Here is a 25,537-nt window from a genome sequence, read left to right on the forward strand (position 1 = left end):
GATCAACTCAATATCTTTTCTTAATTGTGCTATTTGTCGTCGCGTATCATCATTATTTTTTTGAAGTATTTTCAGAGCGTAAAGACAAAATACTAAAAATAAGCCTAGAAGTATCATGCTATATATAGGGATAAACAACTATGCATCCTCCTCAAAAATAGTTTTATTATTTTCTAAAAATTCAGAAATAGCTTTTTCAGTGTAAACACCATCTAATCTATCAACTAAAACACCTTTAGAAATCATTAATAATGAGGGTACTACAGTTAAATCAAGCTTTTTAGCTACTTCCTCTAAGCTCTTTTCATCTTCGTTTCGAGCTATATCAGTTCTATAGTAGCTGGCTTTTACTCCTACACTTTTTAATATGTTTCGAAGGGTAGGTTCAATTTCTTGGCATTGAATGCAAGTCGGTCTACCTACATATAATCAGAAAGTATCAGAACCTTCAAGCTTTGATTTTAACACTTCTGTCTTTATCTCAGGTAGAATATTATTCATACCAAATCTGCCCGTTTGAAAAAAAATCAACGAGAATGCTACTACAAAGAGACATAGAAACGATATAATTATTCTGCTAGTTTTAATCGACTTTTTCACATCTCATCAATCCAATCAAAGTTTAAAACAAGCCACTACAGAACTCATCGTCCCAGTGCCTAAAGCTACGAAACCTCCAATACAAGCAGCACAAATAACTGGTATAGCTGGGCACGAACCAACACAAGCTCCTGCAATGATAGTCGCAACGTATTTACTAATACCAAGAACAACAACAATACAAGCAATTTTAGCAGCAACACCTCTACTCTGAGGTAACAAAGCTCCTTGTTTTTGTACATTTTGCATGTCCTTCTTAATTTGCTCGTTAGATAAAAACTCTTCATTAAGTAAATCAGATTTCATCAATTTACCGTTTACATAAGATTCAATTTGAATTTTATTGTTCAACCCTCGACTAATAATAGTTTCTTGATATCTTTCATTTTCTCCATTCTGACTATAAGTAACCGTCAAATTACTAAATAAATTATAGTCATCGCCTACTATGGGCACTGTGATCGTATAAAAATCCTTTGAATTTTCTGTAACTTGTAGAACTTTTGCGTTTGTTAAATCCAATGAGCTTTTTGGTACATGAATAATCATATTTCTATTGCGTAATTCATTTGAAATCTTGACTTCATATCATTAGTTACTATTGTACTTACTAACTTTGTAGTTTCCGTAATATCAAACAACTTCGTGAATATATCTAATTTTTCATCCGTAAAATCTGAAATCATTTTTTCATTTGTTGTCTTAGAATTAACTACTTTGCTTGCAGAAACATTTAGAACTGGGATAAATAATCGATCGACAATCTATCCACCACCCAAATAACAACCTATCCCCGATTTTCAATATTAAATACACACCTCCCGTGTTTTTATTTTATCTACTATGTTATTATGATTAAAAATACGTATTATTTTCATTTTGTGATTAATTTGCGCATAACAATTATAAAAGAACGGAGCGGTGATATGGATAGTGGGGAATTGCTTAAGAAATTGCGTGTAGAAAGAGGTATCTCTCAAAAAAAATTAGCTCACAATATAACAACAAGAAATACATTATCTAGATATGAAACTGAAAAAAATAGCATACCTTTTGTTATTTTATTGGAATTTCTTGATAAATTGAATATAACCATGGATGAATTTGTCTTATATCTAGAATTTGATAGCATACGAAAGAAAAATAAAAAGATAAAAGATTTTATTAAAGCTACTAGAGAGAATAGAGGATCACGGAAGTATACTTTAGAAATCATTCGAAAAAAAGCAAATACTACACGAGACATTGTTGATATTCGCAACTATTTAGTCATAAAAACTTTTGATTGGTATACTCTGCCCATAGAAAAACGTAAGCTGAATAAAAATGATAAAGAACACTTGGATCACTTTGCCAATTATTTAGAAAAAGTAAATGAGTGGGGAAGATTTGAAATGATCAGTTTTAGCTCATTACTATTTCTTTTTGATACAAACTATATTTCCCAAAGGCTTACAGAAATCGAACGCAAAATTGAAAAATACAACGATTTTGAAATATTTCATCCGATATTATCCAGTCTTTATAATAATGCTTTTCTTTTAATGTTAGAACGCAAAAATATTCACTTTTCTAAACAATACTTACAAAAATTTGAAGCTACTCATCATAGATTATTGTTTGCAAAAGATACTCAGATATCCATTCAATTTTATAAGGCATTAATCTGTCATATAGAAGGAGATAGCATCAAAGGACGAAAACGAATAATGAAAATTTTACAAGGACTAGAATTATTAGAGATGGATAGTTTAATCAATGAATTTAAATTTGATTTAATAAAATTCGAAAAAATTTACTGTATCCCACCCATTTTTGAGTAACGATATCCATCTATTCATTATGGTCAAAAACGAAAAAAACAGACTATCCCTATCGGATAGTCTGCTAAACGTTGAGTTATCAGCGTTTTTATTATTCCGCAGCGTTTGCGTCTTTGAGACCGTATTTTTTGTTGAAACGGTCCACACGTCCGTCTGCTTGTGTGAATTTTTGACGTCCAGTGTAGAATGGATGTGAGTCAGAAGTTACTTCGACACGGATGACTGGGTATGTATTACCGTCTTCCCATTCAACTGTTTCTTGTGAAGTTTTTGTTGAACCTGACAAGAATTTGAAACCAGTTGTTGAATCCATGAATACTACTGGGTGGTAATCTGGATGGATGTTTTCTTTCATGATTTTTTCGCTCCTTTGCCCTGCTCCATTTGCTGAACCAGAGTTGATTTGTCGATTTACAACATTAACATCTTAACATGTTTCAGTCAAGGTTGCAATTATCTTTTCAGATTTCTGGTCGGATTTTTTTTACCAAAGGAGACATCTTGAAATTCTTTGAAAAATTGCTGATTGTTTTTTGTTTTACGCAAAAAGCGGATCAGTTGTTCCGTATATTCTAATGAATCTCCAGTCATATTTTTTCGAAGTTTCCAAATTTCTTCTAGTTCTTCACTTGGCATCAATAATTCTTCTTTTCGGGTACCTGATTTTTTGATATCGATGGCTGGGAAGATCCGACGTTCGGATAACTCGCGTGAAAGTTGTAATTCTAGATTTCCAGTTCCTTTGAATTCTTCATAGATCACGTCATCCATGCGGCTTCCTGTATCGACTAAAGCGGTCGCTAAAATCGTCAAACTGCCACCTTCTTCGATGTTTCTTGCCGCCCCGAAAAATTTCTTAGGTTTATACAATGCGGCTGGGTCAATCCCGCCACTCAATGTACGTCCGCTTGGTGGAACGACTAAGTTATAGGCCCGAGCAAGTCTAGTAATACTATCCATCAAGATAACGACATCTCGTTTATCTTCGACTAAACGCATTGCACGTTCCAATACTAATTCAGAAACTCGAGTATGGTTTTGCGGCTGCAGATCAAATGTAGAAGATACCACGTCGCCTTTCACGCTTCGTTCTAAATCCGTTACTTCTTCCGGACGTTCATCAATCAGCAGAACGATCAATTCTACTTCCGGATAGTTTTCGGTGATACCATTTGCGATTTCTTTTAATACAGAAGTTTTCCCTGCTTTTGGTGGTGCGACGATCAATCCACGCTGACCAAAACCGATTGGAGAGAAGATATCGATCATTCGGGTAGATAGTCTTTGCGGTGTTGTTTCCAGTTGAAGCTGTCTTTGCGGATAAAGAGGTGTTAAGGCTGGAAAATGCGGACGTTCTTTTGCTTCTTCCGGATCTTTTCCATTAACGCTTTCCACGTGCATCAAACCATAATAACGTTCCGATTCTTTAGGCGGACGGGCTTTTCCTGCCACTTTGTCCCCATTTCTCAAACTGAATCGTCTGATTTGTGAGGCAGAAATATAGATATCTTCTGCACTTGGTCCATAATTGATTGGCCGTAAAAAACCGTAACCATCTTGACCAACGATATCTAATATCCCTTCCATATAATAAAATCCTTGTTTCTCAGCTTGTGCACGAATCACAGCTAGAGATAATTCCTTTTTGTTCATCTTACTGTAATAAGGAATTTTAAATTCTTTGGCATAACTATAAACTTCTTTTAACGTTTTGTTCTCTAGTTCTGCCATTGTCAAATAATCGCTCATTCAGCTCCCACTTCCTCTATCATTTCGATTGATGCCCCTAAGGCTGTTAGTTTCTCGATAATATGATCATAACCGCGTAAGATATAATCTACGTTATAAATCGTCGTTGTTCCTTCTGCTAATAGTCCGGCAATCACTAAACAAGCACCTGCCCGAAGATCGGAAGCCACGACTTCTGTTCCGTGAAGTTTATTTGGACCATTCACGATGATCATATTTCCTTCCACGGTAATATCAGCGCCCATTCGAGCTAATTCAGGCACGTGATTCACCCGTTTCGCATAGATCGTATCGATGATTTCTGAAGTGCCTGCGGTCATCAATAGCAACGCAGTGAGTGGTTGCTGCAGATCTGTGGCAAATCCTGGATAAGGATAGGTCATGATATTTGCGGCTTTTAATTCTTTTGAGGGGTAAACTTCGATTTCATCTTCGCTGATTTTCATATGGACGCCAATTTCCTGCAATTTTGCTATAAAACTTTCCAAATGTTCAAAAATCACATTTTTCACTTTGATACCTTTTCCTGCTGCAGCTGCTAATGCCAGATAGGTTCCTGCTTCGATACGGTCAGGAATCATGAAATGACGACAGCCATGTAATGCTTCGACTCCTTCGATACGGATCACATCTGTACCCGCTCCTCGAACTTTTGCCCCCATATTATTCAGTAAAGTTGCCACATCGATGATTTCCGGTTCTCGTGCAGCGTTTTCAATTACTGTCTGTCCCTTTGCTTTTACAGCAGCTAACATCACATTGATTGTAGCTCCGACTGAAACCACGTCCATAAAAATCCGATTGCCATGCAACCCTTCATTTTCTGTCCGTAAATACATGGCACCATGTTCATTTGTCACTTCAGCACCTAGAGCTTCAAATCCTTTGACGTGTAGATCAATCGGTCTAGGACCTAAATAACAGCCTCCTGGCAGGCCTACCACCGCTTCCCCAAATTTACCAAGCAGTGTTCCCATAAAATAATAAGACGCACGCAAACTATTGATTTTTCCGTGCGGCATCGGAACCGATACGATTTCTCGAGGGTCAATTTCTAGTATGTTGTTGGAAAAATGGACCGTTGCGCCCATAATCTCTAAAATTTCAATTAATGAATGAACATCTTGTATGTCCGGCACACCTTCCAAGATCACTGGGGAATCAGCTAAGATTGCAGCTGGAATCAATGCGACTGCACTATTTTTTGCACCGCTGATCGTTACTTCGCCAGCTAAAGGTCGGTTTCCTTTGATTACGATTTTTTTCATCTGTTTCCACCTTGTTTATTAATCTTTTTTCATGGATATGCTTGTATTTTATCATAGATAAAAAAAAGAAACGAGCATGGTCTGCCGTTTTAAGTAAAAAAGAATGGAGAACGACTTCAAAAGTCGTTCTCCATTCCTATACATCGTATCTGTTATGTGGATGCTTACGCTTTGTTAGCTGAACCAAACCAGTCGATATGAGCTTTCGCATCTTCAACGATTGCTGCTTTACCTGGAGCTAATAATTTACGAGGGTCGAATCCTTTACCTTCTTTATCTTTACCAGCTTCGATATATTTACGAGTAGCTGCAGCAAATGATAATTGGAATTCAGTGTTAACATTTACTTTTGAGATACCCATTGAGATAGCTTTTTCGATTTGATCTTGAGGAATACCTGATCCGCCATGTAATACTAAAGGCATGTCTGGACCTACAGCATCAGCAATTGCTTGTAAGTGGTCAAATGCTAATCCTTTCCAGTTTTCTGGATATTGACCGTGGATGTTACCGATACCGCAAGCTAAGTAGTCGATACCTGTAGCAACCATTTGTTTGCATTCTTCGATGTCAGCTAATTCACCGTTACCGATGATTCCGTCTTCTTCTCCGCCGATTGAACCAACTTCACATTCAACTGAGATACCTTTTGCGTGTGCTTTTTCAACAACGTCTTTAGCTAATTTCAAGTTTTCTTCGAATGGTAGATGTGAACCATCGAACATTACTGAAGTGTAGCCTAGTTCGATACATTCCAAAGCAGCTTCATAGTCACCATGGTCTAAGTGGATAGCAACTGGAACAGTGATGTTCATTGCTTCAACTAAATCAGTGATCAAATCTTTACAGATTTTGTAACCACCCATGTATTTAGCTGCACCCATTGATGTTTGGATAAGTACTGGTGCTTGTTTTGCTTCAGCCGCTTCAAGAATTGCTTGAGTCCATTCCAAGTTGTTTGTGTTGAACCCGCCGACAGCGTAACCGCCTTTACGAGCAGCTTTTAAAAATTCAGCTCCTGATACTACTGGCATAATAAAATTCCTCCTAAGTTTTGTAAAACTAAATTTGTTAAGACAATTCTTAACCAACGACCCTATTTTACCAAACATTTCGGTAGTTTTCTACTAAAATCAATGAAAATGAAAATTTTCAAGAAGTTTTTTGCAAAAAATAAAATGCTTAATCGCTCTTTACTCAAAAAAAGTCTTTTACTTCCTATCTTTTTTCCTATAAATAATAACAAATCAGAAAAAGAGAAAAGTAACAAGAAAATTGCTTATCCCCTTCTCTTGCTACTTTTCTCTTTCTATCAAGCTAAAAAATTATTTTGTTTCATGATCTGCTAATGATGCTCCGACAAATGCTTTGATTAATTTTTGCGGACGATTTGGACGAGAAATCAATTCTGGGTGGAATTGGCATCCCACAAAGAATTTCTTCTCTGGCAGTTCTACGATTTCTACTAAACGGTTGTCTGGTGAGACACCTGAAAAGACTAGTCCTTGTTCTTCAAACATTTGACGATATTTGTTGTTGAACTCATAGCGGTGACGGTGACGTTCTTGCACAACATCAGCTCCATCATATGCTTCAGCCGTCTTCGTTCCTTTTTTGATTTTACATGGGTATAATCCAAGGCGTAAAGTTCCACCCAAATTCTCGATGTTTTCCTGATCAGCCATTAAATCAATAATGTTGTTTGCTGTATCTGGATTCGTTTCAGCTGATGCCGCATCTTCCAACCCAACGACGTTACGTGCAAATTCGACACAAGCCATCTGCATACCAAGACAAATCCCTAAAAATGGAACGTCATTTTCGCGAGCATAACGAATTGCTTCGATTTTCCCTTCTACTCCGCGATCGCCGAAACCGCCAGGAACTAAGATTCCATCTGCATCTTTCAAACGTTCTTCTACATTTTCTCTCGTTAATTCTTGTGCTTTGATCCAATCGATCTCGATATCTGAATTATAGGCGAATCCAGAATGTTTCAATGCTTCAACTACTGAGATATATGCATCTGGTAACTCGACGTATTTACCGACAAGTGCGATCCGTACTTTTTTCTTCAAGTTCAAGACACGTTCTTCTAATTCTTTCCATTCTGTCATGTCTGCTTCTGGTGTATCTAATTTCAAATGGTCGCAAACGATTTGATCCATTCCTTGTGCTTGTAAAACTAACGGGATGGAGTAAAGTGTATCTACATCTGGCGACTCGATGACTGCTTCTGGCTCGACATCACAAAATTGTGCCAATTTGTTTTTCACGCTTTGAGAAACAGGTTGCTCTGTACGTACCACCAAAATATTCGGTTGGATACCTAAACCGCGTAGCTCTTTTACACTGTGCTGCGTTGGTTTAGTTTTCATTTCTCCAGCAGCTTTCAAGTAAGGGATCAATGTTGTATGGATATACATAACATTATCTGTACCGACATCTGCCTTCATTTGACGAAGTGCTTCAAGGAATGGCAAAGATTCTATATCCCCTACTGTTCCTCCTACTTCTGTAATGATCACATCTGAATCAGTCATTTTAGCTGCTCGCATGATTTTTTCTTTGATCTCATTTGTAATATGAGGAATAACTTGAACTGTTGCTCCCAAGTATTCGCCCTTACGTTCTTTACGCAAAACTTCAGAATAGATTTTTCCTGTCGTCACGTTGGAGTATTTGTTCAAATTGATGTCAATAAAACGTTCGTAGTGGCCCAGATCCAAATCTGTTTCAGCACCATCATCTGTTACGAATACTTCTCCGTGCTGATATGGGCTCATCGTCCCTGGATCCACATTGATGTATGGATCAAATTTTTGGATAGTTACTTTTAAGCCGCGGTTTTTCAATAAGCGTCCTAAAGAAGCTGCAACAATCCCTTTTCCGATTGATGAAACGACACCGCCGGTCACAAAAATATATTTTGTCATAAGTTCAAAAACTCCTTTTTAATTTATGTGCAGGAAAAGTCTCAGAAAATAAACAAAGCTCCCTATTCTTCAATAAGAATAGGGAGCCGAAATTTCTGTAAACTTCTGACCCTTTAAAAGGGTGCCCAAGGTGTATAATACAAGCTGACTGAGGGAAAGTCAAGTACTCAAATGAAGGCTATCCGCTTACAATTTTTCTTTTTCGATATCCTTTGAGAAATTATTTCTTAAGTCCTTTATGAGTGCAAAAAAATTTAACCCACATAATAGGCTTTAGATAAACATAGCTAACGTTAAACTTAAGCAAATCAGGAAATCTTTACTGAAAAATTTTAAGTGAAACAATAGATAAAAAATAAGGAGGTGCGACAAACGTCGTGCCCCCTTTATTTCTAAATAAACGGTGTTCAAAAGCCAGTTTCTCGGTATTAAGCCAAATTTATGCAAAAATTTGAGGAACCATTTTCACAAAATTTTTCTTAATACTCGAAACTAAACGTCTTTTTCACAACCTCTTGATAAACGGTGTTCAATCAGCTGACCCTCGGTATTAGCTCAAAAAACGGCAAAATATGAGGAACTATTTTGCCGTTTGTTTCTCTAATACTCAGGTCAAACCGCTGATTTCACAACCTCTAATTCACGGCATTCCTCTTTTAATAAAGTTCTAGATATTGTTCTCTTTCCCACTCGGAAACAGTTTGTCTGAATGCCGCCCATTCGAGACGTTTTGCTTCAACAAAATTTGAGAAGATATGTTGTCCTAATGCATCAATCATTACATTATCCTTACGTAATTCCTTGATAGCATTATGGATAGTTGAAGGTAAGTCTTGGATATGTGCAGCTTCTCTTTCTTCCTCATCCATGACATAAATGTTACGGTCAACAGCGGCTGGCGGTGTGATCTGATTACGGATACCGTCTAGTCCTGCTTGCAATAATACTGCCATTGCCAAGTATGGGTTTGCAGATGGATCAACTGAACGCAATTCCAGACGTGTGGACAAACCGCGAGATTCTGGTACACGTACTAATGGCGAACGATTACGACCGCTCCATGCGACATAAACAGGCGCTTCATAACCTGGAACGAGACGTTTATAAGAATTGACTGTTGGATTGCAAACGGCTGTATAGGCACGAGCATGTTTCAGCAAACCGCCTAAGAAATGATACGCTGTTTCACTTAGTTCCAATTCACCGTCTTTATCATAGAAGACATTTCCTTCATCATTGAATAAAGACATATTGCAATGCATACCAGAACCATTGATTCCAAATAACGGTTTCGGCATGAAAGTTGCGTGAAGTCCGTGCTTGCGTGCAATCGTTTTGACAACGAGCTTGAAGGTTTGGATATTATCACAAGCATCTACTACATCCGCATATTTAAAGTCAATTTCATGCTGTCCTGGCGCTACTTCATGATGTGAAGCTTCTACTTCAAAGCCTAAGCTTTCTAATTCCAACACGATGTCACGGCGGCAATTTTCACCTAAATCTGTTGGTGCAAAATCAAAATAACCACCTTTATCATTCAAGGTCGTTGTGATCCCACCGTCTTCGTCTAATTTAAATAAGAAAAATTCTGGTTCAGGTCCTAAATTGAAAGAGGTAAAACCAAGGTCGCGCATGTCTTTCAATGCTCGTTTCAAATTCCCACGAGGATCACCGGCAAATGGTGTCCCATCTGGATTATAGATATCACAAATTAAACGAGCAACTTTTCCATGAGCACTTTCCCATGGGAAGATCATCCAAGTGGAGAGATCTGGATACAAATACATATCGCTTTCTTCAATTCGAACAAATCCTTCAATCGAAGAACCGTCAAACATCATTTTGTTTTCTAACACTTTGTCGATCTGGCTCACTGGAACTTCTACATTTTTAATCGTACCTAAGATGTCTGTGAACATCAATCGTAAAAATCGTACATTTTCTTCCTCAATGATTCGTTTGATCTCTTCACCTGTTATCTGTTTCTTTACCATGGTATCCCTCTTCCTTTTTTAATTTATTCAGTCAAAGAATTGTCTTTGCAATCCTTGCGACTGATAATGACCTGTTTTGCTTAACCCACCTTGCGCCAAAATCTCATCACGAAAAATTTGTCGAACGTCATGATCTGTCAACGGCTTCTTGCTTTTTGCTTCTTGTTTTTTCGCCTGTGCCATTTCGTATACACGTTTGATCCCAGCCATGTTTAACCCGTCTGAAAGATAATCTTTGATCTCAAGCAGCATATCGATATCATTCAACGAATACATGCGGCGATTTCCTTCACTTCGTTCCGGATGAACTAAATCTTGTTCTTCATAGTAGCGAATTTGCCGAGCAGATAAATCAGTCAGCTTCATAACTGTACCAATTGGAAATACGGACATAGATCGGCGCAATTCCTTTTCTCCCATCAGACGTCCCCTTTCGTTTTATAAGTTGGCTAAAGTGTACCAATTAAAAAAAATATTGTCAACTGCATATGTTAGGTTTTCTAACATAAGACCTCTATTTTTTTATAAAATAACAAAAAACATGAACGCAAAAAAAGGTATCTAGTTGATTTTCGTACCAGATACCTTTTACTTTTATTGTACTATGCTATTCTTTCTCAGTGATTTTTATTGTAAAAAAACAAAATTTTATTTGCTTTTTCTCAACCATTTTGAATCATTTTTTGCAAAGCCTCTCACTTCATACTCGTTTGATTCTTCCATGTAGGCTTCGTCCAAAACCATCGTTTGTCTTCTCAACTCACTTAATTTCTGTCCTTCATTGCTTGGCACAGACAGTGTATAAGGTGTCATCAGTTCCATCAGTTGACGCTTGATTGCTTCGATCAATGCCGTCTTCCCTTCTTTCGTTTGAGCAGAAATCAAGACATTAGGGAATAATGTGGGCGTAAACATCGCTGGATCAATCTGGTCTGCCTTATTGTAAACAGTCAGTATCGGCATTTCTTTCATATTCAATTCATCCATCAATTTTAGTACAGTCTGCTCCTGTAAAATGCGATCTGGAGAACTGGCATCGACTACATGCAACAAAAGATCCATATTCTGACTTTCTTCTAGCGTAGAATGGAAAGCATCGATCAGTTGCGTAGGCAGATCTTGGATGAACCCGACGGTATCTGTTACTGTAATCTCAAATCCTTCAGCAAAACGCCATCTTTTAGTCAATGGATCTAACGTTGCAAACAACTGATCTTTTGAATAAGTATCCGCTTGTGTCAATAAATTCAAGATGGTTGATTTTCCAGCATTCGTGTAGCCTATAAGACCAATCTGAAAAATCTCACTGTTTTTTCTTTTTTGACGATTGCGCTCTCGATGGGCTTCTACTTCTTTCAATTCTTTCTTAACAGCAAAAATTTTATTCCGTATATGTCGGCGGTCTGTTTCTAACTTTGTTTCACCTGGTCCTCTTGTTCCAATCCCACCACCAAGACGAGACAATGTTTTCCCTTGCCCCACTAAACGAGGCAGAAGATATTCTAACTGAGCAAGTTCAACTTGCAGCTTTCCTTCTTTCGAACGAGCACGCATCGCAAAAATATCTAGGATCAGCTGTACTCGATCAATCACCGGAAGGCCAACAGCATCCGTAATCAGTTGACTCTGTCTCGGAGTCAGTTCATGATTAAAGATGATCAAATCTGCTTCATGCGCATCTGCTTGTTGAACTAATTCTTGTAATTTCCCTTTCCCGATAATCGTTTGCCGATCTACTTGTGGTCTCTTCTGTGTAATTGTGAATACGACTTCTCCTGATGCGGTGTTCGTCAGCTGAACTAGCTCTTCCATTGACTCTGAAAAGTAACGCTGGTTTGCTTCGGTTTCTACCCCTACGATGATTACTTTTTCTTCCATTTTATTCCGCCTCCAGCCATTTTTTGATTGTTTGCTCAATCTGACTTTTTTGATTTGGCTCACTTATAAGATCAAACCACTGTGCATCCAAACGGTTCCGAAACCACGTTAACTGACGTTTCGCGTATCTTCTCGAATGTAATTTGACTTGTTCTGTTGCTTCTTCCAATGTTTCTTTCCCTTCAAAATAAGGAAAAAATTCTTTATATCCAATCCCTTGACTGGCTTGGACTTCTCCAAGCTCATATACCTTACGTGCTTCTGCTACCAAGCCTTCTGCTAGCATCAAATCGACTCTATGATTGATTCGATCATACAGGACATCACGCTTCGTATCTAACCCAATCATGAGGTAATCATATAAACGCTTTGGCTCTTCTTTAGGTGCCGTGATACTATGCCCTGTCGTCTCCAAAACTTCCAGAGCTCTTATCACTTTGCGCTGATTGTTCCAGTGGATTTTCTCAGCAGCTGCCGGGTCTTTTTCTTTCAACTGATTCCATAACGCTTTGGAACCAATTGTCTCGGCTAACGTTTCATACTTTTTTCTAATCTCAGGATTCGCTTCTTCTGTCGCCCCTAACTGGTAATCGTATAGAAGAGATTGGATATACAGACCCGTGCCACCAGCTATGATAGGTAGATGCTCTCGGTTCGCAATCTCAGTAATCAATTGTCGACCTGAACGCTGAAAATCAGCGGCTGAGTAATGTTGAGTAGGTTCGATCACATCAATCAAATGATGCGGAACATCATTCATCTCTTCTTCTTTGATTTTTGCTGTACCGATATCCAGATTTTTATAGATTTGCAATGAATCACCGCTGATGATCTCTCCTCTAAATAGTTGTGCGAGTTCCACACTTAGCGCTGTTTTACCGACTGCTGTCGGACCGACGATCACTAATACTTTTTCCATATTTTACCTACTTTTCGTTGATTGTTTCCACCGAAGAGCTTTCTCCGGAAAATCAGTTATTATTCCATCTATTTTGAGTTCTTGACATTTGGCCATTTCTTCTTCATCATTGATCGTCCATGCACGAATTGCTTTTGGAAAATCAGCTGCCTGGACAGGATGTTCGAACAACCAAGTATTTTTTGGATGTACTCCTTCTATATAAGGGGTTTCTGCTGCTAGTTGGATCTTTTTATCAGAAGTACTCATCAATAAGTCCAGCTGTATCTCTGGTTCCAATAACGCGATTTTTTCCAAAGAAGCCAAATGAAAGCTGCAATATGCATGTTGAAAAGGCCAATCTCTGCTTTTTAATGTTTCGGCTAATTTTTCTTCGATACCGGGATATTCATACTGATCAGTTTTAATTTCAATCATTAGCATCCCTCGGTAATTTTTTTGGAGAAGCAGTCCTAAAACTTCTTTCAATTCAGGGACTTTAGCTGCTGGAAATTCTTTGCTGAATTTGCCTCCTGCATTCAATTTTTTGAGTTCTTCCAATGTTTTTTCTCGAATCAGCCCTTTACCGTTAGTCGTCCGATCCACTTCTTCATCATGCATAACGATCAAATAACCATCTTTGCTTAGATGAACATCTAGTTCGATACCATCTGCACCCACTCGTACAGCTTCTGCAAATGCAGGAAGCGTATTTTCTGGGTGGGTACCGCTGCTTCCGCGATGAGCATAGATTTGTAACATCTTTCTTCACTCCGTTCAATTCTATTGTATCATTAAGAAAAAAAGAAAGCATTGCCACGCTCTCATGTGCAACGGCAATACTTCAAAATATCAGCTCCAAACATCATCTTTCGAGAAGAAACCAATCGGCTGGCGCGTCATAGTCTTCAACTGTGCTTTTTTTTCATTGATCATTTCAGTCAAACTATCCGTAAAATTCTCTAAAATCACGCGTCCACCTTTATAAGCATATCCACCAATCTTCATTGTTTCATCTGGAGATAAAATCACTTTTCGATGGGAGATGTTCTTAAACAGCTCGTCTAAAATATAATTTGGCAGATAAAAACTATTCTGCGCTGAAAATGATTGGAGATATGCAAAATCGTCAATCGTGATATAACAATCATCGAATGCATCAAAGCTGACATATTCTTCCATCAGCGTCGTCCGTTTTTGCAAGATCTCGTTGATCTTTTTATTTAATTGGTTCAGCGTCTCGATTTCTTTGACTTTCAATTCCAATTCACGTCTACGCTGTTCTTTATTTTCCAAGTGACGCATTTGCAGTATCATGCCGATATAGACAACTACAGCACCCGTCAACACGCCGATAAGACCGGTAATACCAACTATCAATCTGTTGTTCCTCCTTGTTTTGCTTCTCTGCTTATCATACCATAAAGCAGGTTTATGCGACTAATTTGCCTAAGTTTTTTATTTGACCTTTTTTGACCAAAAATGTATACTACTTTTTAGGTATTAGAAACTAAATTATGGTACACTATTTCTAAACGAAACCAAGGAGGAACTCTATTATGAATTTAATTCCTACAGTCATTGAACAATCATCACGAGGCGAAAGAGCTTATGATATCTACTCACGTTTATTGAAAGACCGTATCATCATGTTAAGCGGCCAAGTAACTGATGATCTTGCTAATTCGATCATCGCCCAATTGCTTTTCTTAGATGCTCAAGATTCTGAAAAAGATATCTATCTTTATATCAATTCTCCTGGTGGTTCAGTTACAGCAGGTATGGCTATCTACGACACAATGAACTTTGTCAAAGCTGATGTCCAAACAATCGTTATGGGTATGGCTGCTTCAATGGGAAGCTTCTTGCTGACAGCTGGTACAAAAGGGAAACGATTTGCTTTACCAAATGCTGAGATTATGATCCATCAACCTCTTGGCGGCGCTCAAGGTCAAGCAACCGAAATCGAAATTGCGGCACGTCATATTTTACAAACACGCGAACGCTTAAACAAAATTTTAGCTGAACGCACTGGCCAACCGCTTGAAGTGATTGAAAAAGATACAGACCGTGACAACTATATGACAGCTGAACAAGCAAAAGCATATGGATTGATTGATGAAGTCATGGAAAACAGTTCTTCATTAAATTAATCTGTTTCAAAGGAAGCTTTTTAAGCTCTCTTATCTAAACCAAAAAAAGGATGGCCAGCTCAAACTGACCATCCTTTTTTTATTTTTATGGATGCTACTGCCTATCTTTGCTCCTTGAATTTTCCTTGCGCATGCATCCGACCTATTTCGACATAATGCTGGATGTTTTCTTTGTTTTTTTGGATTTCTTCTTTTGTTAAAGGTCGGATCACTTTAGCTGGGCGACCAAACGCCAAGACATTAGGAGGAATAACTTTTCCTTCTGTTACTAATGATCCAGCACCAATCAAACTATTCTCACCAATAACCGCATGATTCAATATCGTGGTTCCCATCCCGATCAGCGCCCCTTTTTCGATTGTACAGCCATGTAGCATGCACTGATGTCCTACCGTCACATTCTCCGCAATATCCACAGGTGCATCATGATCGACATGGACGATTGTACCATCTTGGATATTCGTTCTTTGTCCTACTTTTATCCAATTACTGTCCCCGCGTAAAACTGCTTGATACCAGATCGTCACATCTTCTGACAATGTCACGTCACCAATCACTGTAGCATTTGATGCTATAAACCGTTCCATCTCTATTTTCTCCTTTCGTTTTTTGTAGAAACTAATCCTATTGAATAAATGTATCATAGCATATATTTATTTTATAAGAAAAAAACAGGTAAAACCTGCTCAGTCCAGATGCCTATTTGCGCTATCTGGTAAACTGACGTTTTACCTGTTTATTGTACCTCTATATTTTCTTCTATTACTTTCTTCAAAACTAATTCGTACACTTCGATTTGTGCTGCCAAACGTTCGATTTGAAACTCATTTTCAAAAAAATCAGCTGAATCAAGTGGTTTTGTCTGACAGACGTGCGTTAAACGATCAATTTCTCTTTTGGCTTCAGTGATTTTTTCATTTAAAAACTGTTCCATCTCCGTGCCCTCACTTTTTTTGATAACCTTACTTTACCATTATCAAGAAAGGAGAACAAAAAATAAGTTTCAAACTGTTTTATCCTTCTATGATTTATCCTGCTTCCTCAGCAAATTGGCTGTTATACAGTTTTTCATAAAATCCGCCTTGTGCCAATAAACTCTCATGTGTTCCTTTTTCAATGATCTGACCTTGATCCATCACTAGAATCAGATCTGCATCGCGTATCGTCGATAAACGGTGAGCAATGACAAAACTTGTCCGCCCCTCCATCACGCGATCCATCGCTTTTTGAATCAACGCTTCTAAACGAGTGTCTACTGAACTTGTCGCTTCATCCAAAATCAAAATTTTAGGATCTGAAACCACTGCTCGGGCAATCGTCAGTAACTGTTTTTGTCCTAAAGACACATTGTCTCCCTCAGCATTTATGGGCATCTCATATCCATCTGGCATTGTCCGGATAAAATGGTCTACGTTTGCTGTTTTTGCAGCATCTACTACTTCATAATCTGTCGCATCAAGCTTTCCGAAACGGATATTATCGGCAATCGTTCCTTGATAGAGCCATGCATCTTGTAAGACCATACCAAATAGCGAACGGACGTCACTGCGGCTCATTGATTTGGTATCAATCCCGTCGATCCTGATAGCTCCTTTGTCTACGTCGTAAAAACGCATCAATAGATTGATCAAGGTCGTCTTGCCGGCACCGGTCGGACCGACGACAGCCACGGTTTGACCTGCTTTCACTTCAAAGTTCAAATCTTGAATCAATGGTTTCTTCGGATCATACGCAAAATCGACATGATCGAATGTCACATCTCCTAAAATCGTTTCTGGCAGTGAAACATCTACTTTGTTTTCTTTTTCTTCTGGCTCATCTAAAATCTCGAATACACGTTTTGTTGCCGCTGATGCACTTTGCAAAACAGAAGACAATTGGGTCACGTTCCCCATCGGCTGGCTGATTTGCCAAATATATTGGATGAATGCCTGAAGTTGACCAACAACGATCGCCCCAGTAATAACATAGAAACTTCCTAGAACAGCCATACCAATATAAGTAGCATAGGCAGTTAGTTGAACTAATGGCATCATCAACCCAGAAATGAACGCTGCGCGGAACCCAAAGTATTTCAAGCTGTGATTTACTTTTTTGAATCCTTCCAATGTTTCTTTTTCGCGTCCGTATACTTTCAATACACTGAAACCTGTCATATTTTCTTGAACGTAGCCGTTTAGCTCACCAAGCGAATTCTGCATGCTTTGAAAATATTTCTGCGAAGCATTGATTACTCGTTTGGAGATCCAGATCGATGTTGGAATCATGATCATAGAGATCAGCGCCATCATCGGCTGGATATAAAACATCATTGCTGCAGCCAACGTAATTCCCAATATCGCATTTACGATTCCAATAAAAGCTTGTTGTAAAGCACCGCTGACTGCATCTACATCATTCGTCACACGAGACAAAATATTTCCTTGTTGGTTTTTATCGAAATAAGAAACCGGAAGGCGATTGATTTTTTCTTCTATGTCTCTTCGCAAATCATGCATGGCACTTTGAACGACATTTGTCATCAAAACCCCAGAAAGCAATTGCGAAATACAATACCCTATTCCGACCACTGTGATCCAAATAAGACATTTGAATATATAAGAAAAATTGATTGATTCGCCATTGGCAATATTACGACTGATTTCTGTAGTAGGAAGTCCTGTAACATATGGCAAAGCCACGTTGAAAGCCACTGTCAGAACTGTAAATAGGATCACTAGAAGAAATGTCCCACGATACGGTCTGATATATCGAGCTAAACGTTTTAAGGAAGAAAAGGTTTTTTTCATGCTAGTTCCTCCTTTGATAATTGAGAAGCGGCAATATCATAATAAATCGGGCATTTTTCCAACAACTCCCGATGTGTCCCCATACCGACGACTTCTCCTTCATTTAATACGATGATCTTATCTGCATGCATGATCGTTCCCACACGTTGTGCTACGATCAACACAGTAGACTCTGTTGTTTCTTTTTTCAGACGAGCACGTAACTTCGCATCCGTTTGATAATCTAATGCAGAAAAGCTGTCATCAAAAATATAGATTTCCGGACGGCGTATGATGGCTCTGGCTATTGCCAATCGTTGTTTTTGTCCACCTGAAAAATTGGAACCACCTTCTGATAAATGTTCGTCAAATCCATCTGGTTTTCGAGAAATGAATTCTGAAGCTTGAGCAATCTCAGCTGCACGTTCCATTTCTTCTTGTGTGGCATCTTCTTTCCCGTATCGCAAATTATCGGCAATCGTTCCAGTAAATAGCAGCGCTTTTTGCGGAATAAACCCAATCTTATCTCGCAACTTGCTTAACCGATAATCTCTCACGTCTACTCCATCGACCAAGATCTTTCCTTCACTCACATCATAAAAGCGAGGAATCAATTGAATCAACGTAGATTTTCCGCTACCGGTACTTCCAATAAAAGCAACGGTTTCTCCTGGAGAGGCTGTAAAACTGACATTTCGAATCACTGGCTCTTGCGAATGGCCTGGATAAGCAAATGTTACATTTTGAAATTCGATATACCCTTTAGTCTTCGTATCCGATATACCATTTGGATCTTCTACAATCGAAGGTTTGGCATCTAGTGCCTCTTGGATACGTCCAGCTGAAACGGCTGCTCTTGGATACATCATGAACACACTGGCAAATAACATGAATGAGAATAAGGCATGGAATATATACTCGATAAATGCAATCAAATCTCCTACCCGAAGTTCGCCAGCATCGATTTGCACTGCCCCGCTCCAAATGATCAATACCATCACGATATTAAATAAGAAATAAAAACCTGGTTGTGCAACAGCCATCAAACGGAACAAGCTTTTCGAACTAGCAGCATAATTCTCGTTGACTACAGCAAAGCGTTTTTCTTCAAACTTTTCATTGACGAATGCACGAATCACACGCAATCCTGAAAGGTTTTCCCGCAAGATACTATTGATTTTATCTAAGTTTTTTTGTTGTTTTTTAGATAACGGCTCAGACACCTTAGCAATCGCTACGACCGCCAATAATAGCAAAGGCAATGCGCCTACTACATACAAGCTGAGTGTCACACTTGTACGCATGACCATGTACAAACTGACAACGAACATCATCGGCGCCATGAAACCGATACGCAAAATATTTTGCAGGAACAACATGATCTGATAAGCATCATTTGTTGTACGAGTAATCAAGGAAGATACGCCTAAATTTTCGTACTCCTGATGCGAATAGCTTTGGATCTTTTCGAACAAATCATCTCGAATATCTGCTACGATATTGGTCGTGATCCTCGAACCAAAATAACCTAACAAGATATTCAAAATAATACCGATTACGGTAATAACGATCATAAATATTCCTTGCTGTTTCACATAATCAAAATCATCATTGCGGATTCCTACATCAATCATACGTGCTAAAATCGTAGGAAGTCCTAATTCAATCAAAATAAAACCGAATACGCATATGAAATTGAAAAACAAGAATTTCTTATAACGCATGGTATAATGCCACATTAGTTTCACTTTCTCATCTCCTTTTAATCTTTTGTTACATTTTCATTACTAAAAATGATAGCACAACGAACCTATTAATAGAACACTTCTCTCATAAAAAAGTCATTATAATTATAGTAAAATGATAAACGTTGATTTTTTCTTTCAATCTAGTTGATTTCTATACTTATTTGCTGTTTTATGCTAGAATAACAATTAATTGTTGTATATTTTTTATACAGAAGGTACGGTTGAAAAAATATCCGAACAGATGAGCAAAAACGAGGCTTGTCTCTTTGACTCGAATCCAGTATTCTAGTCAAAGCATATGAAAAACTAGGTGGCTTGTCCCCTCGTTTTGTGTTGTCTAAAAAAATCAACTAGCTAAATCACTGCTTTACGCAGATAAAGGAGACAAAACAATGATCTATAAAGTTTATTATCAAGAAACAAAAGTACGTAACCCTAAACGGGAAGAAACAAAATCTCTTTACATTGAGGCAAAAAGCGATGTAGACGCTCGCCAACGTGTGGAAGAAAATACCCCATACAATATTGAATTCGTTCAACTTCTAGAAGGAAGTCATCTAGAATACGAAAAAGAAAATGCTGATTTCTCATTAGTGGAGTTTTAATATGAAACTTTCCATCAAAAATAATGAGACAGGCGTCTTTGCTATTGGTGGATTAGGTGAAATCGGGAAAAATACGTATGGGGTACAATTCCAAGATGAAATCATTTTGATTGATGCCGGGATCAAGTTCCCGGAAGACGATCTACTTGGAATTGACTATGTCATTCCCGACTACAGCTACATCATACAAAACTTGCACAAAGTAAAAGCCCTAGTGATTACTCACGGGCACGAAGACCACATCGGCGGAATACCCTACTTGCTAAAACAAGCAAATATTCCTATCTATGCTGGTCCTCTCGCATTAGCGTTAATCACGAACAAATTAGATGAGCATGGCTTGCTTCGAGAGGCAGAGCTTCATGAAATCAATGAAGATACGATCATTCGTTTTAGAAAAACTTCTGTCAGCTTTTTCAGAACAACTCATAGTATCCCAGACGCATTAGGAATCGTGGTGAAAACACCTTCTGGTAATATCGTAGCGACTGGAGACTTCAAGTTTGATTTCACTCCCGTTGGCGAACCAGCAAACTTGCATAAAATGGCTCGTATCGGGGAAGAAGGTGTCTTGTGCCTTTTATCTGATAGTACAAATGCTGAGATTCCAACATTTACTAAATCAGAAAAAACGATTGGTCATTCTATCTTGAAGATCTTTTCAAAAATCGAAGGTCGTATTATTTTTGCCAGCTTTGCTTCTAATATCTTCCGTTTGCAGCAAGCAGCAGATGCCGCTGTGGCGACTGGTCGTAAAATCGCTGTTTTCGGACGTAGCATGGAAAATGCCATTGTCAATGGCCAACGTTTAGGATATATCAAAGTTCCAGACGGCACATTTGTAGATGCACATGAAATCAATCGCTTGCCTGCTAACGAAACGATGATCCTATGTACAGGTTCTCAAGGGGAAGCGATGGCCGCTTTGAGCCGTATTGCAAATGGTACCCACCGTCAAATCCAAATCCAGCCAGACGATACAGTGATCTTTTCAAGTTCACCTATCCCTGGTAATACGACAAGTGTCAATCATTTGATCAACTTGCTGTCTGAAGCTGGCGCAGAAGTAATCCATGGAAAAATCAATAACATCCATACTTCTGGTCACGGTGGACAAGAAGAACAAAAATTGATGCTTCGCTTGATGAAACCAAAATATTTTATCCCTGTCCATGGGGAATTCCGCATGCTGAAAGTCCATGCTTCTCTAGCACAAGATGTAGGTGTTCCTGCAGAAAACTGCTTCATCATGGAAAATGGCGATGTTTTAGCGTTAACTAGCGATTCTGCACGTCCTGCTGGGCATTTTGTGGCTGGGGATGTGTATATCGATGGTAGCGGAATCGGTGATATCGGTAATGTCGTTTTACGTGACCGTCACTTGCTTTCAGAAGAAGGTCTTGTATTAGCTGTTGCAACAGTAGATATCAAGAAAAAAGAAATCTTAGCTGGTCCAGATATTCTCTCTCGTGGATTTGTTTACATGCGAGAATCAGGAGAAATGATCAATGAAGCTCAGCGAATCTTATTCCATGCTTTAAGAGAATGTTTAAATGGACCTGACTGTTCAGAATATAAATTGAAAGAAGCGATGACTGGCGCGCTTCAGCCATTCTTATTCGAACGTACAGAAAGGCATCCAATGATTTTACCGATGGTCATGACACCAGATGAAGAATAAGTAAGAGGTTGTGAAATTAGTGCTCTGATCTGAGTATAAGAGAAACCAAACGGAAAACAGGACAAGTTGTTTTTATTTGGCTGTTCTTATTGCTTGATACAGGGCAGCTTTTTCACAACCTCTTAAAATTTATTTACTTTTTCATACAAAAATACCTGCCACAAGAGAAATTTCCTCTTGTGGCAGGTATTTTTGTTACTCGCTTTGTTCTCTCGTAAAAATTGATGCCTACCATCAATTTAATTTACAGATAAAATTAAGCTTTTACAACGTTTGCAGCTTGTGGGCCACGGTCTGATTCTTCAACGTCGAAAGTCACTGCTTGACCTTCTTCTAATGTTTTGAATCCGTCACCTTGGATAGCAGAGAAGTGAACGAATACGTCGCTTCCATCTTCACGTGAGATAAATCCAAATCCTTTTTCAGCGTTGAACCATTTTACTGTTCCGTTTTCCATAATAATATCCTCCTCGTGCCAAAAGCACTTATTTAAATTGTAACATTGCTCGTGTACGATAGAGGTGCAACAGATGTTTCAACTTCTATTCCCAAACAAAATTACAATATAATTGTACACTTGCTTCATTTTTTTTGCAAGAAAGCAACTTACTTCTCTTCCATTAATCCTTCTTCTCTCAAACTAAAATATCGTTTACGTCCGATGATCAAATGATCCAGTACAGTGATACCCATCATTTCTCCACACTTTTGTATCCTTTTAGTAAAATTCATATCCTGTTGTGATGGAATAACATTACCAGACGGATGATTATGTGCTAAAACGATTCTTGCCGCGCAATAACGTACAGCATAATGAAATATTTCTCTAGGATGAGCGACTGACTGATTCAGCGAACCGATGAACACTGTCTTTTTTAAGATCACTTGATTCTTCGTGTCCAAATAAATACAAATCAAATGTTCCTGTTTGTAATCTTTCATTTCCAGAATCAATTGTTGTGCCAGTTCATGGCTAGTACGAATGGCCGGAGCTGCTCTTTCTTGGTCCGTCTGAATGCGGCGGCCTAACTCGATCAAGGCTTTGATTTCGATTGCTTTCACACGTCCTATCCCTCGAATCTCTTCTAACTCATGCAAAGTCGCCTGTCGTAAAGAAGCCAATCCACCAAACGTTTTTAACAGATTGCCAGCAATCGACATCACACTATGAGGGTGTTGACCAGTACGCAGTAAAATGGCTAAAAGCTCCTGATCCGATAAAGCTTCAGCTCCATAAATTTCCATACGTTCTCTTGGTAAAGAGCTAGTTGGTACTTCTTTCATCAATCGTTTTTCCAAAAAAACATCTCCTTTCTATCTTTTCTAAAATAAGATACGAAAAGAGATGGATTTTTATTTTATCAATGCAGGGATTTCATGCAAAGAAGAAACGACCCCAGCCGTTTTTTTGATCAATTCTTGGGAAGGCGGAAGCAAATCTGGCACCATGACTACAGGGATCTCAGCCGCAGAAGCTGCTAAAATACCATTTTGTGAATCTTCTAAAATCAATGTTTCTTTCTTAGCTGTACCTAATTTATGATTGGCTAATAAAAAAATTTCCGGATCTGGTTTTGCTCGTTGGACATTCTCTGCGGAAATAATCGTCTCAAATCGTTCAAACAGATTGTTCTTCTTCAATAAAAGTTCAATGACAGCTCGTTGGTTACTGGAAGCGACAACTTTGGGAATCTGTTGTTCTTCTAAAAAAGAGAGGAGTTCCAACACCCCTGGCTTCATTTGTACAGCTCCTTGTGAAAAGCGCTCAAGCGTTTCCTGGTATGAATCATCTATAAATCTTTGTACGCTTGTTTTGCCGAATTCCGCAAAAATCATATGATAATTCGCCCACACTTCTTCATCGGAAACACCTAAGAATTTTAAATACAGGTCTTTATCATATGGAAAACCCATCCTATCTGCTACTACTTGTGAAGCCTCGTAATATACTAACTCTGTGTCAAACAATAAACCATCCATATCAAAAATCACTGCATTATACTTCATGGTCTCCTCCTAATTGTATTAATAAATGACGAACTTCTGAAATGAAATAAAGCGAACCGGTCACAACTAATACATCTTCATTTGTCATCTTTTCCAATATATCTGCTAATCCGAATTGCCACAATGAAACAATTGATACTCTTTCACTTGCTAAATCTGATACTTCACTTAATTCAATGGCTTTTGGATGTTCAAAGGTCGTCAAATAAATATGGACATTTGGTACTTGCTGCAATCGTTCTAGCATTTCTCTAACATTTTTAGTCCGTAAGGCGGAAAACAAAATGTTGATTTGATATCCTTTGAATTCTTTTTTCAAATTCTCAACAAGCCGGTTCATTGCATGCGTATTATGGGCACCATCTAAAACAACTAATGGCTCGTTACTCATACGCTCCATTCTTCCTGGCCATCGAGATTTCTTCAACCCCTTCAAAACATCTTTTTCTCGGAAAGGCAGCTTTTCCAATTGACAGTAAACAAAATACAATTCGATGGCTACTCCTGCATTTTCAGCTTGATGTTGCCCTAAAAGCGGCGTGGTTAGTTGAGGGATTTTCCCTGCTTCATTAAAGAATTCAAATACTTCTCCCCAAGTCTCATCAGGATGCAGATAGTTTATTTTATAATTTTCCCCGTATACATAAAGCATCGCATTTTTTTCTTTAGCTGTTTGTTTGATGACATTAAAAGCTTCTGGGCCGATGTTTCCTGTGACAACTGGAACGCCTTGTTTGATGATTCCTGCTTTTTGCGCAGCGATTTCTCCAATCGTCTCTCCAAGTATCTCGGTATGATCAAGCCCAATCGTTGTTATTCCAGTTAGCATCGGTACAGCTACATTGGTAGAATCCAATAAGCCACCTAAGCCCACTTCAATAATCGCTACGTCTACTTTCTTCATCAAAAAATAATCAAATGCCATTGCTGTTAATGTCTCAAATTCAGTGATACCAGCTACTGCTTCAAATTGATCAAGTTGTTTGATCAGCGGCTGATATTTTTTTACAAGCTGGATCAAGTCATTGTCTGGGATACTTTTGCCATTGATTGCAATCCGTTCATTGAACGTTTCGATATAAGGTGAAGTAAACGTTCCAACTATCAGACCAGCTTCTTCTAATAGGCTTCTCAAATAGGCTACAGTAGACCCTTTTCCGTTTGTTCCAGCGATATGGATCGTTTTTACTTTCCTCTCCGGATGACCTACCACTTCTAATAAAGCTTCGACTCGGTCAAGACCAGGACGTGAACCAAATGGTAATCGACTATGGATCCATTCTATTGCTTCTTCAATCGTCATCAACAATTCCCCCATTTCTCTTTTATTATAACAAATAGAAGACATAAGAAAAATAAAAGGACGATAGAGAAAAAAATCTGCTCCGGATACATGATAAATCGCTCTTTTTTCTAAGTAATCAGA

At 38.4% G+C, this 25,537-nt stretch carries 26 protein-coding genes; 5 read left to right on the plus strand and 21 right to left on the minus strand.

Annotation, left to right across the window (positions count from 1 at the left end; translation table 11 throughout):
- Positions 1-138 precede the first annotated feature (138 nt).
- Together QK255_RS09725 and QK255_RS09730 are read right to left on the minus strand one after the other, a co-directional pair.
- Complete coding sequence (locus tag QK255_RS09725) at positions 139-405, minus strand: thioredoxin family protein (RefSeq protein ID WP_226061375.1); 267 nt, start codon at positions 403-405, stop codon at positions 139-141.
- A gap of 210 nt (positions 406-615) precedes the next feature.
- Complete coding sequence (locus QK255_RS09730; protein ID WP_002290327.1) at positions 616-1,149, minus strand: hypothetical protein; 534 nt, start codon at positions 1,147-1,149, stop codon at positions 616-618.
- A 377-nt stretch (positions 1,150-1,526) separates the two neighbouring features.
- Here QK255_RS09730 and QK255_RS09735 point away from each other — a divergent pair, with 377 nt between their 5' ends.
- Positions 1,527-2,423 carry a helix-turn-helix domain-containing protein gene (locus tag QK255_RS09735; protein WP_058139056.1) on the plus strand — a complete coding sequence of 299 codons (897 nt, stop codon included), beginning with the start codon at positions 1,527-1,529 and terminating at the stop codon, positions 2,421-2,423.
- A 91-nt stretch (positions 2,424-2,514) separates the two neighbouring features.
- Here QK255_RS09735 and QK255_RS09740 read toward each other — a convergent pair whose 3' ends face one another.
- The 4 genes from QK255_RS09740 to QK255_RS09755 all read right to left on the minus strand — a co-directional run bounded on the left by QK255_RS09740 (position 2,515) and on the right by QK255_RS09755 (position 6,474).
- Entirely contained in the window at positions 2,515-2,778 is a 264-nt protein-coding gene (locus QK255_RS09740; protein ID WP_002290330.1) for a type B 50S ribosomal protein L31, read from the minus strand.
- Between the two features lie 98 nt (positions 2,779-2,876).
- A complete protein-coding gene (rho, locus tag QK255_RS09745; protein ID WP_002290332.1) occupies positions 2,877-4,172 on the minus strand; it encodes a transcription termination factor Rho in 1,296 nt (431 codons plus the stop codon).
- The gene (gene murA, locus QK255_RS09750; protein WP_002290334.1) at positions 4,169-5,440 is read right to left on the minus strand and encodes a UDP-N-acetylglucosamine 1-carboxyvinyltransferase; all 1,272 of its coding nucleotides are present in this window, start codon (positions 5,438-5,440) and stop codon (positions 4,169-4,171) included. Before murA ends, rho begins: the two co-directional genes overlap by 4 nt.
- A gap of 164 nt (positions 5,441-5,604) precedes the next feature.
- The gene (locus tag QK255_RS09755; protein WP_002290335.1) at positions 5,605-6,474 is read right to left on the minus strand and encodes a class II fructose-bisphosphate aldolase; all 870 of its coding nucleotides are present in this window, start codon (positions 6,472-6,474) and stop codon (positions 5,605-5,607) included.
- A gap of 102 nt (positions 6,475-6,576) precedes the next feature.
- Here QK255_RS09755 and QK255_RS13365 point away from each other — a divergent pair, with 102 nt between their 5' ends.
- Positions 6,577-6,789 (plus strand): hypothetical protein, encoded by a 213-nt coding sequence (locus tag QK255_RS13365; RefSeq protein ID WP_002316919.1) that lies wholly within the window; start codon positions 6,577-6,579, stop codon positions 6,787-6,789.
- Here QK255_RS13365 and pyrG read toward each other — a convergent pair.
- The 7 genes from pyrG to QK255_RS09790 all read right to left on the minus strand — a co-directional run bounded on the left by pyrG (position 6,766) and on the right by QK255_RS09790 (position 14,529).
- The gene (pyrG, locus tag QK255_RS09760) at positions 6,766-8,376 is read right to left on the minus strand and encodes a CTP synthase (protein WP_002310226.1); all 1,611 of its coding nucleotides are present in this window, start codon (positions 8,374-8,376) and stop codon (positions 6,766-6,768) included. The genes QK255_RS13365 and pyrG overlap by 24 nt on opposite strands.
- A 656-nt stretch (positions 8,377-9,032) precedes the next feature.
- On the minus strand, positions 9,033-10,373 hold the full coding sequence (gene glnA, locus QK255_RS09765; RefSeq protein WP_002287001.1) for a type I glutamate--ammonia ligase: 1,341 nt from the start codon (positions 10,371-10,373) through the stop codon (positions 9,033-9,035).
- 27 nt (positions 10,374-10,400) lie between these two features.
- The gene (locus QK255_RS09770; protein WP_002290339.1) at positions 10,401-10,793 is read right to left on the minus strand and encodes a MerR family transcriptional regulator; all 393 of its coding nucleotides are present in this window, start codon (positions 10,791-10,793) and stop codon (positions 10,401-10,403) included.
- Positions 10,794-11,021: 228 nt separating this feature from the next.
- On the minus strand, positions 11,022-12,251 hold the full coding sequence (gene hflX, locus QK255_RS09775; RefSeq protein ID WP_002290340.1) for a GTPase HflX: 1,230 nt from the start codon (positions 12,249-12,251) through the stop codon (positions 11,022-11,024).
- A 1-nt stretch (position 12,252) separates the two neighbouring features.
- Positions 12,253-13,170 (minus strand): tRNA (adenosine(37)-N6)-dimethylallyltransferase MiaA, encoded by a 918-nt coding sequence (gene miaA, locus QK255_RS09780; protein ID WP_002290343.1) that lies wholly within the window; start codon positions 13,168-13,170, stop codon positions 12,253-12,255.
- A gap of 3 nt (positions 13,171-13,173) precedes the next feature.
- Positions 13,174-13,911 (minus strand): glycerophosphodiester phosphodiesterase, encoded by a 738-nt coding sequence (locus QK255_RS09785; protein WP_002290344.1) that lies wholly within the window; start codon positions 13,909-13,911, stop codon positions 13,174-13,176.
- 90 nt (positions 13,912-14,001) lie between these two features.
- Positions 14,002-14,529, minus strand: a complete 528-nt coding sequence (locus QK255_RS09790) for a CAP domain-containing protein (protein WP_002289403.1) — start codon at positions 14,527-14,529, stop codon at positions 14,002-14,004.
- Positions 14,530-14,708: 179 nt separating this feature from the next.
- Between QK255_RS09790 and clpP the strand changes: the two genes are divergently transcribed.
- Positions 14,709-15,302, plus strand: a complete 594-nt coding sequence (clpP, locus tag QK255_RS09795) for an ATP-dependent Clp endopeptidase proteolytic subunit ClpP (protein ID WP_002289402.1) — start codon at positions 14,709-14,711, stop codon at positions 15,300-15,302.
- Positions 15,303-15,403: 101 nt separating this feature from the next.
- On the opposite strand, the gene QK255_RS09800 is transcribed toward clpP, so the two are convergent.
- The 4 genes from QK255_RS09800 to efrA all read right to left on the minus strand — a co-directional run bounded on the left by QK255_RS09800 (position 15,404) and on the right by efrA (position 19,818).
- On the minus strand, positions 15,404-15,889 hold the full coding sequence (locus QK255_RS09800; protein WP_002310223.1) for a gamma carbonic anhydrase family protein: 486 nt from the start codon (positions 15,887-15,889) through the stop codon (positions 15,404-15,406).
- 149 nt (positions 15,890-16,038) lie between these two features.
- Positions 16,039-16,236 carry a hypothetical protein gene (locus QK255_RS09805; RefSeq protein ID WP_002310222.1) on the minus strand — a complete coding sequence of 66 codons (198 nt, stop codon included), beginning with the start codon at positions 16,234-16,236 and terminating at the stop codon, positions 16,039-16,041.
- 94 nt (positions 16,237-16,330) lie between these two features.
- Entirely contained in the window at positions 16,331-18,091 is a 1,761-nt protein-coding gene (efrB, locus tag QK255_RS09810; protein WP_002310221.1) for a multidrug efflux ABC transporter subunit EfrB, read from the minus strand.
- Complete coding sequence (gene efrA / locus QK255_RS09815; RefSeq protein ID WP_002314241.1) at positions 18,088-19,818, minus strand: multidrug efflux ABC transporter subunit EfrA; 1,731 nt, start codon at positions 19,816-19,818, stop codon at positions 18,088-18,090. Before efrA ends, efrB begins: the two co-directional genes overlap by 4 nt.
- Positions 19,819-20,210: 392 nt before the next feature.
- Here efrA and QK255_RS09820 point away from each other — a divergent pair, with 392 nt between their 5' ends.
- Positions 20,211-20,423 (plus strand): DNA-directed RNA polymerase subunit epsilon, encoded by a 213-nt coding sequence (locus QK255_RS09820; RefSeq protein ID WP_002287947.1) that lies wholly within the window; start codon positions 20,211-20,213, stop codon positions 20,421-20,423.
- Between the two features lies 1 nt (position 20,424).
- Positions 20,425-22,104, plus strand: a complete 1,680-nt coding sequence (rnjA, locus tag QK255_RS09825) for a ribonuclease J1 (protein ID WP_002310218.1) — start codon at positions 20,425-20,427, stop codon at positions 22,102-22,104.
- A 256-nt stretch (positions 22,105-22,360) separates the two neighbouring features.
- Here rnjA and QK255_RS09830 read toward each other — a convergent pair whose 3' ends face one another.
- The 4 genes from QK255_RS09830 to QK255_RS09845 all read right to left on the minus strand — a co-directional run bounded on the left by QK255_RS09830 (position 22,361) and on the right by QK255_RS09845 (position 25,414).
- On the minus strand, positions 22,361-22,561 hold the full coding sequence (locus tag QK255_RS09830; protein WP_002294067.1) for a cold-shock protein: 201 nt from the start codon (positions 22,559-22,561) through the stop codon (positions 22,361-22,363).
- Positions 22,562-22,710: 149 nt separating this feature from the next.
- Positions 22,711-23,403, minus strand: a complete 693-nt coding sequence (gene radC, locus QK255_RS09835; protein ID WP_002314243.1) for a RadC family protein — start codon at positions 23,401-23,403, stop codon at positions 22,711-22,713.
- 54 nt (positions 23,404-23,457) lie between these two features.
- Positions 23,458-24,111 carry an HAD family hydrolase gene (locus tag QK255_RS09840; protein WP_002342251.1) on the minus strand — a complete coding sequence of 218 codons (654 nt, stop codon included), beginning with the start codon at positions 24,109-24,111 and terminating at the stop codon, positions 23,458-23,460.
- The gene (locus tag QK255_RS09845; RefSeq protein ID WP_002342252.1) at positions 24,101-25,414 is read right to left on the minus strand and encodes a bifunctional folylpolyglutamate synthase/dihydrofolate synthase; all 1,314 of its coding nucleotides are present in this window, start codon (positions 25,412-25,414) and stop codon (positions 24,101-24,103) included. Before QK255_RS09845 ends, QK255_RS09840 begins: the two co-directional genes overlap by 11 nt.
- Positions 25,415-25,537 lie beyond the last annotated feature (123 nt).

This window comes from Enterococcus sp. ZQ21, from assembly GCF_030053755.1.
Classification (GTDB): domain Bacteria; phylum Bacillota; class Bacilli; order Lactobacillales; family Enterococcaceae; genus Enterococcus_B; species Enterococcus_B lactis.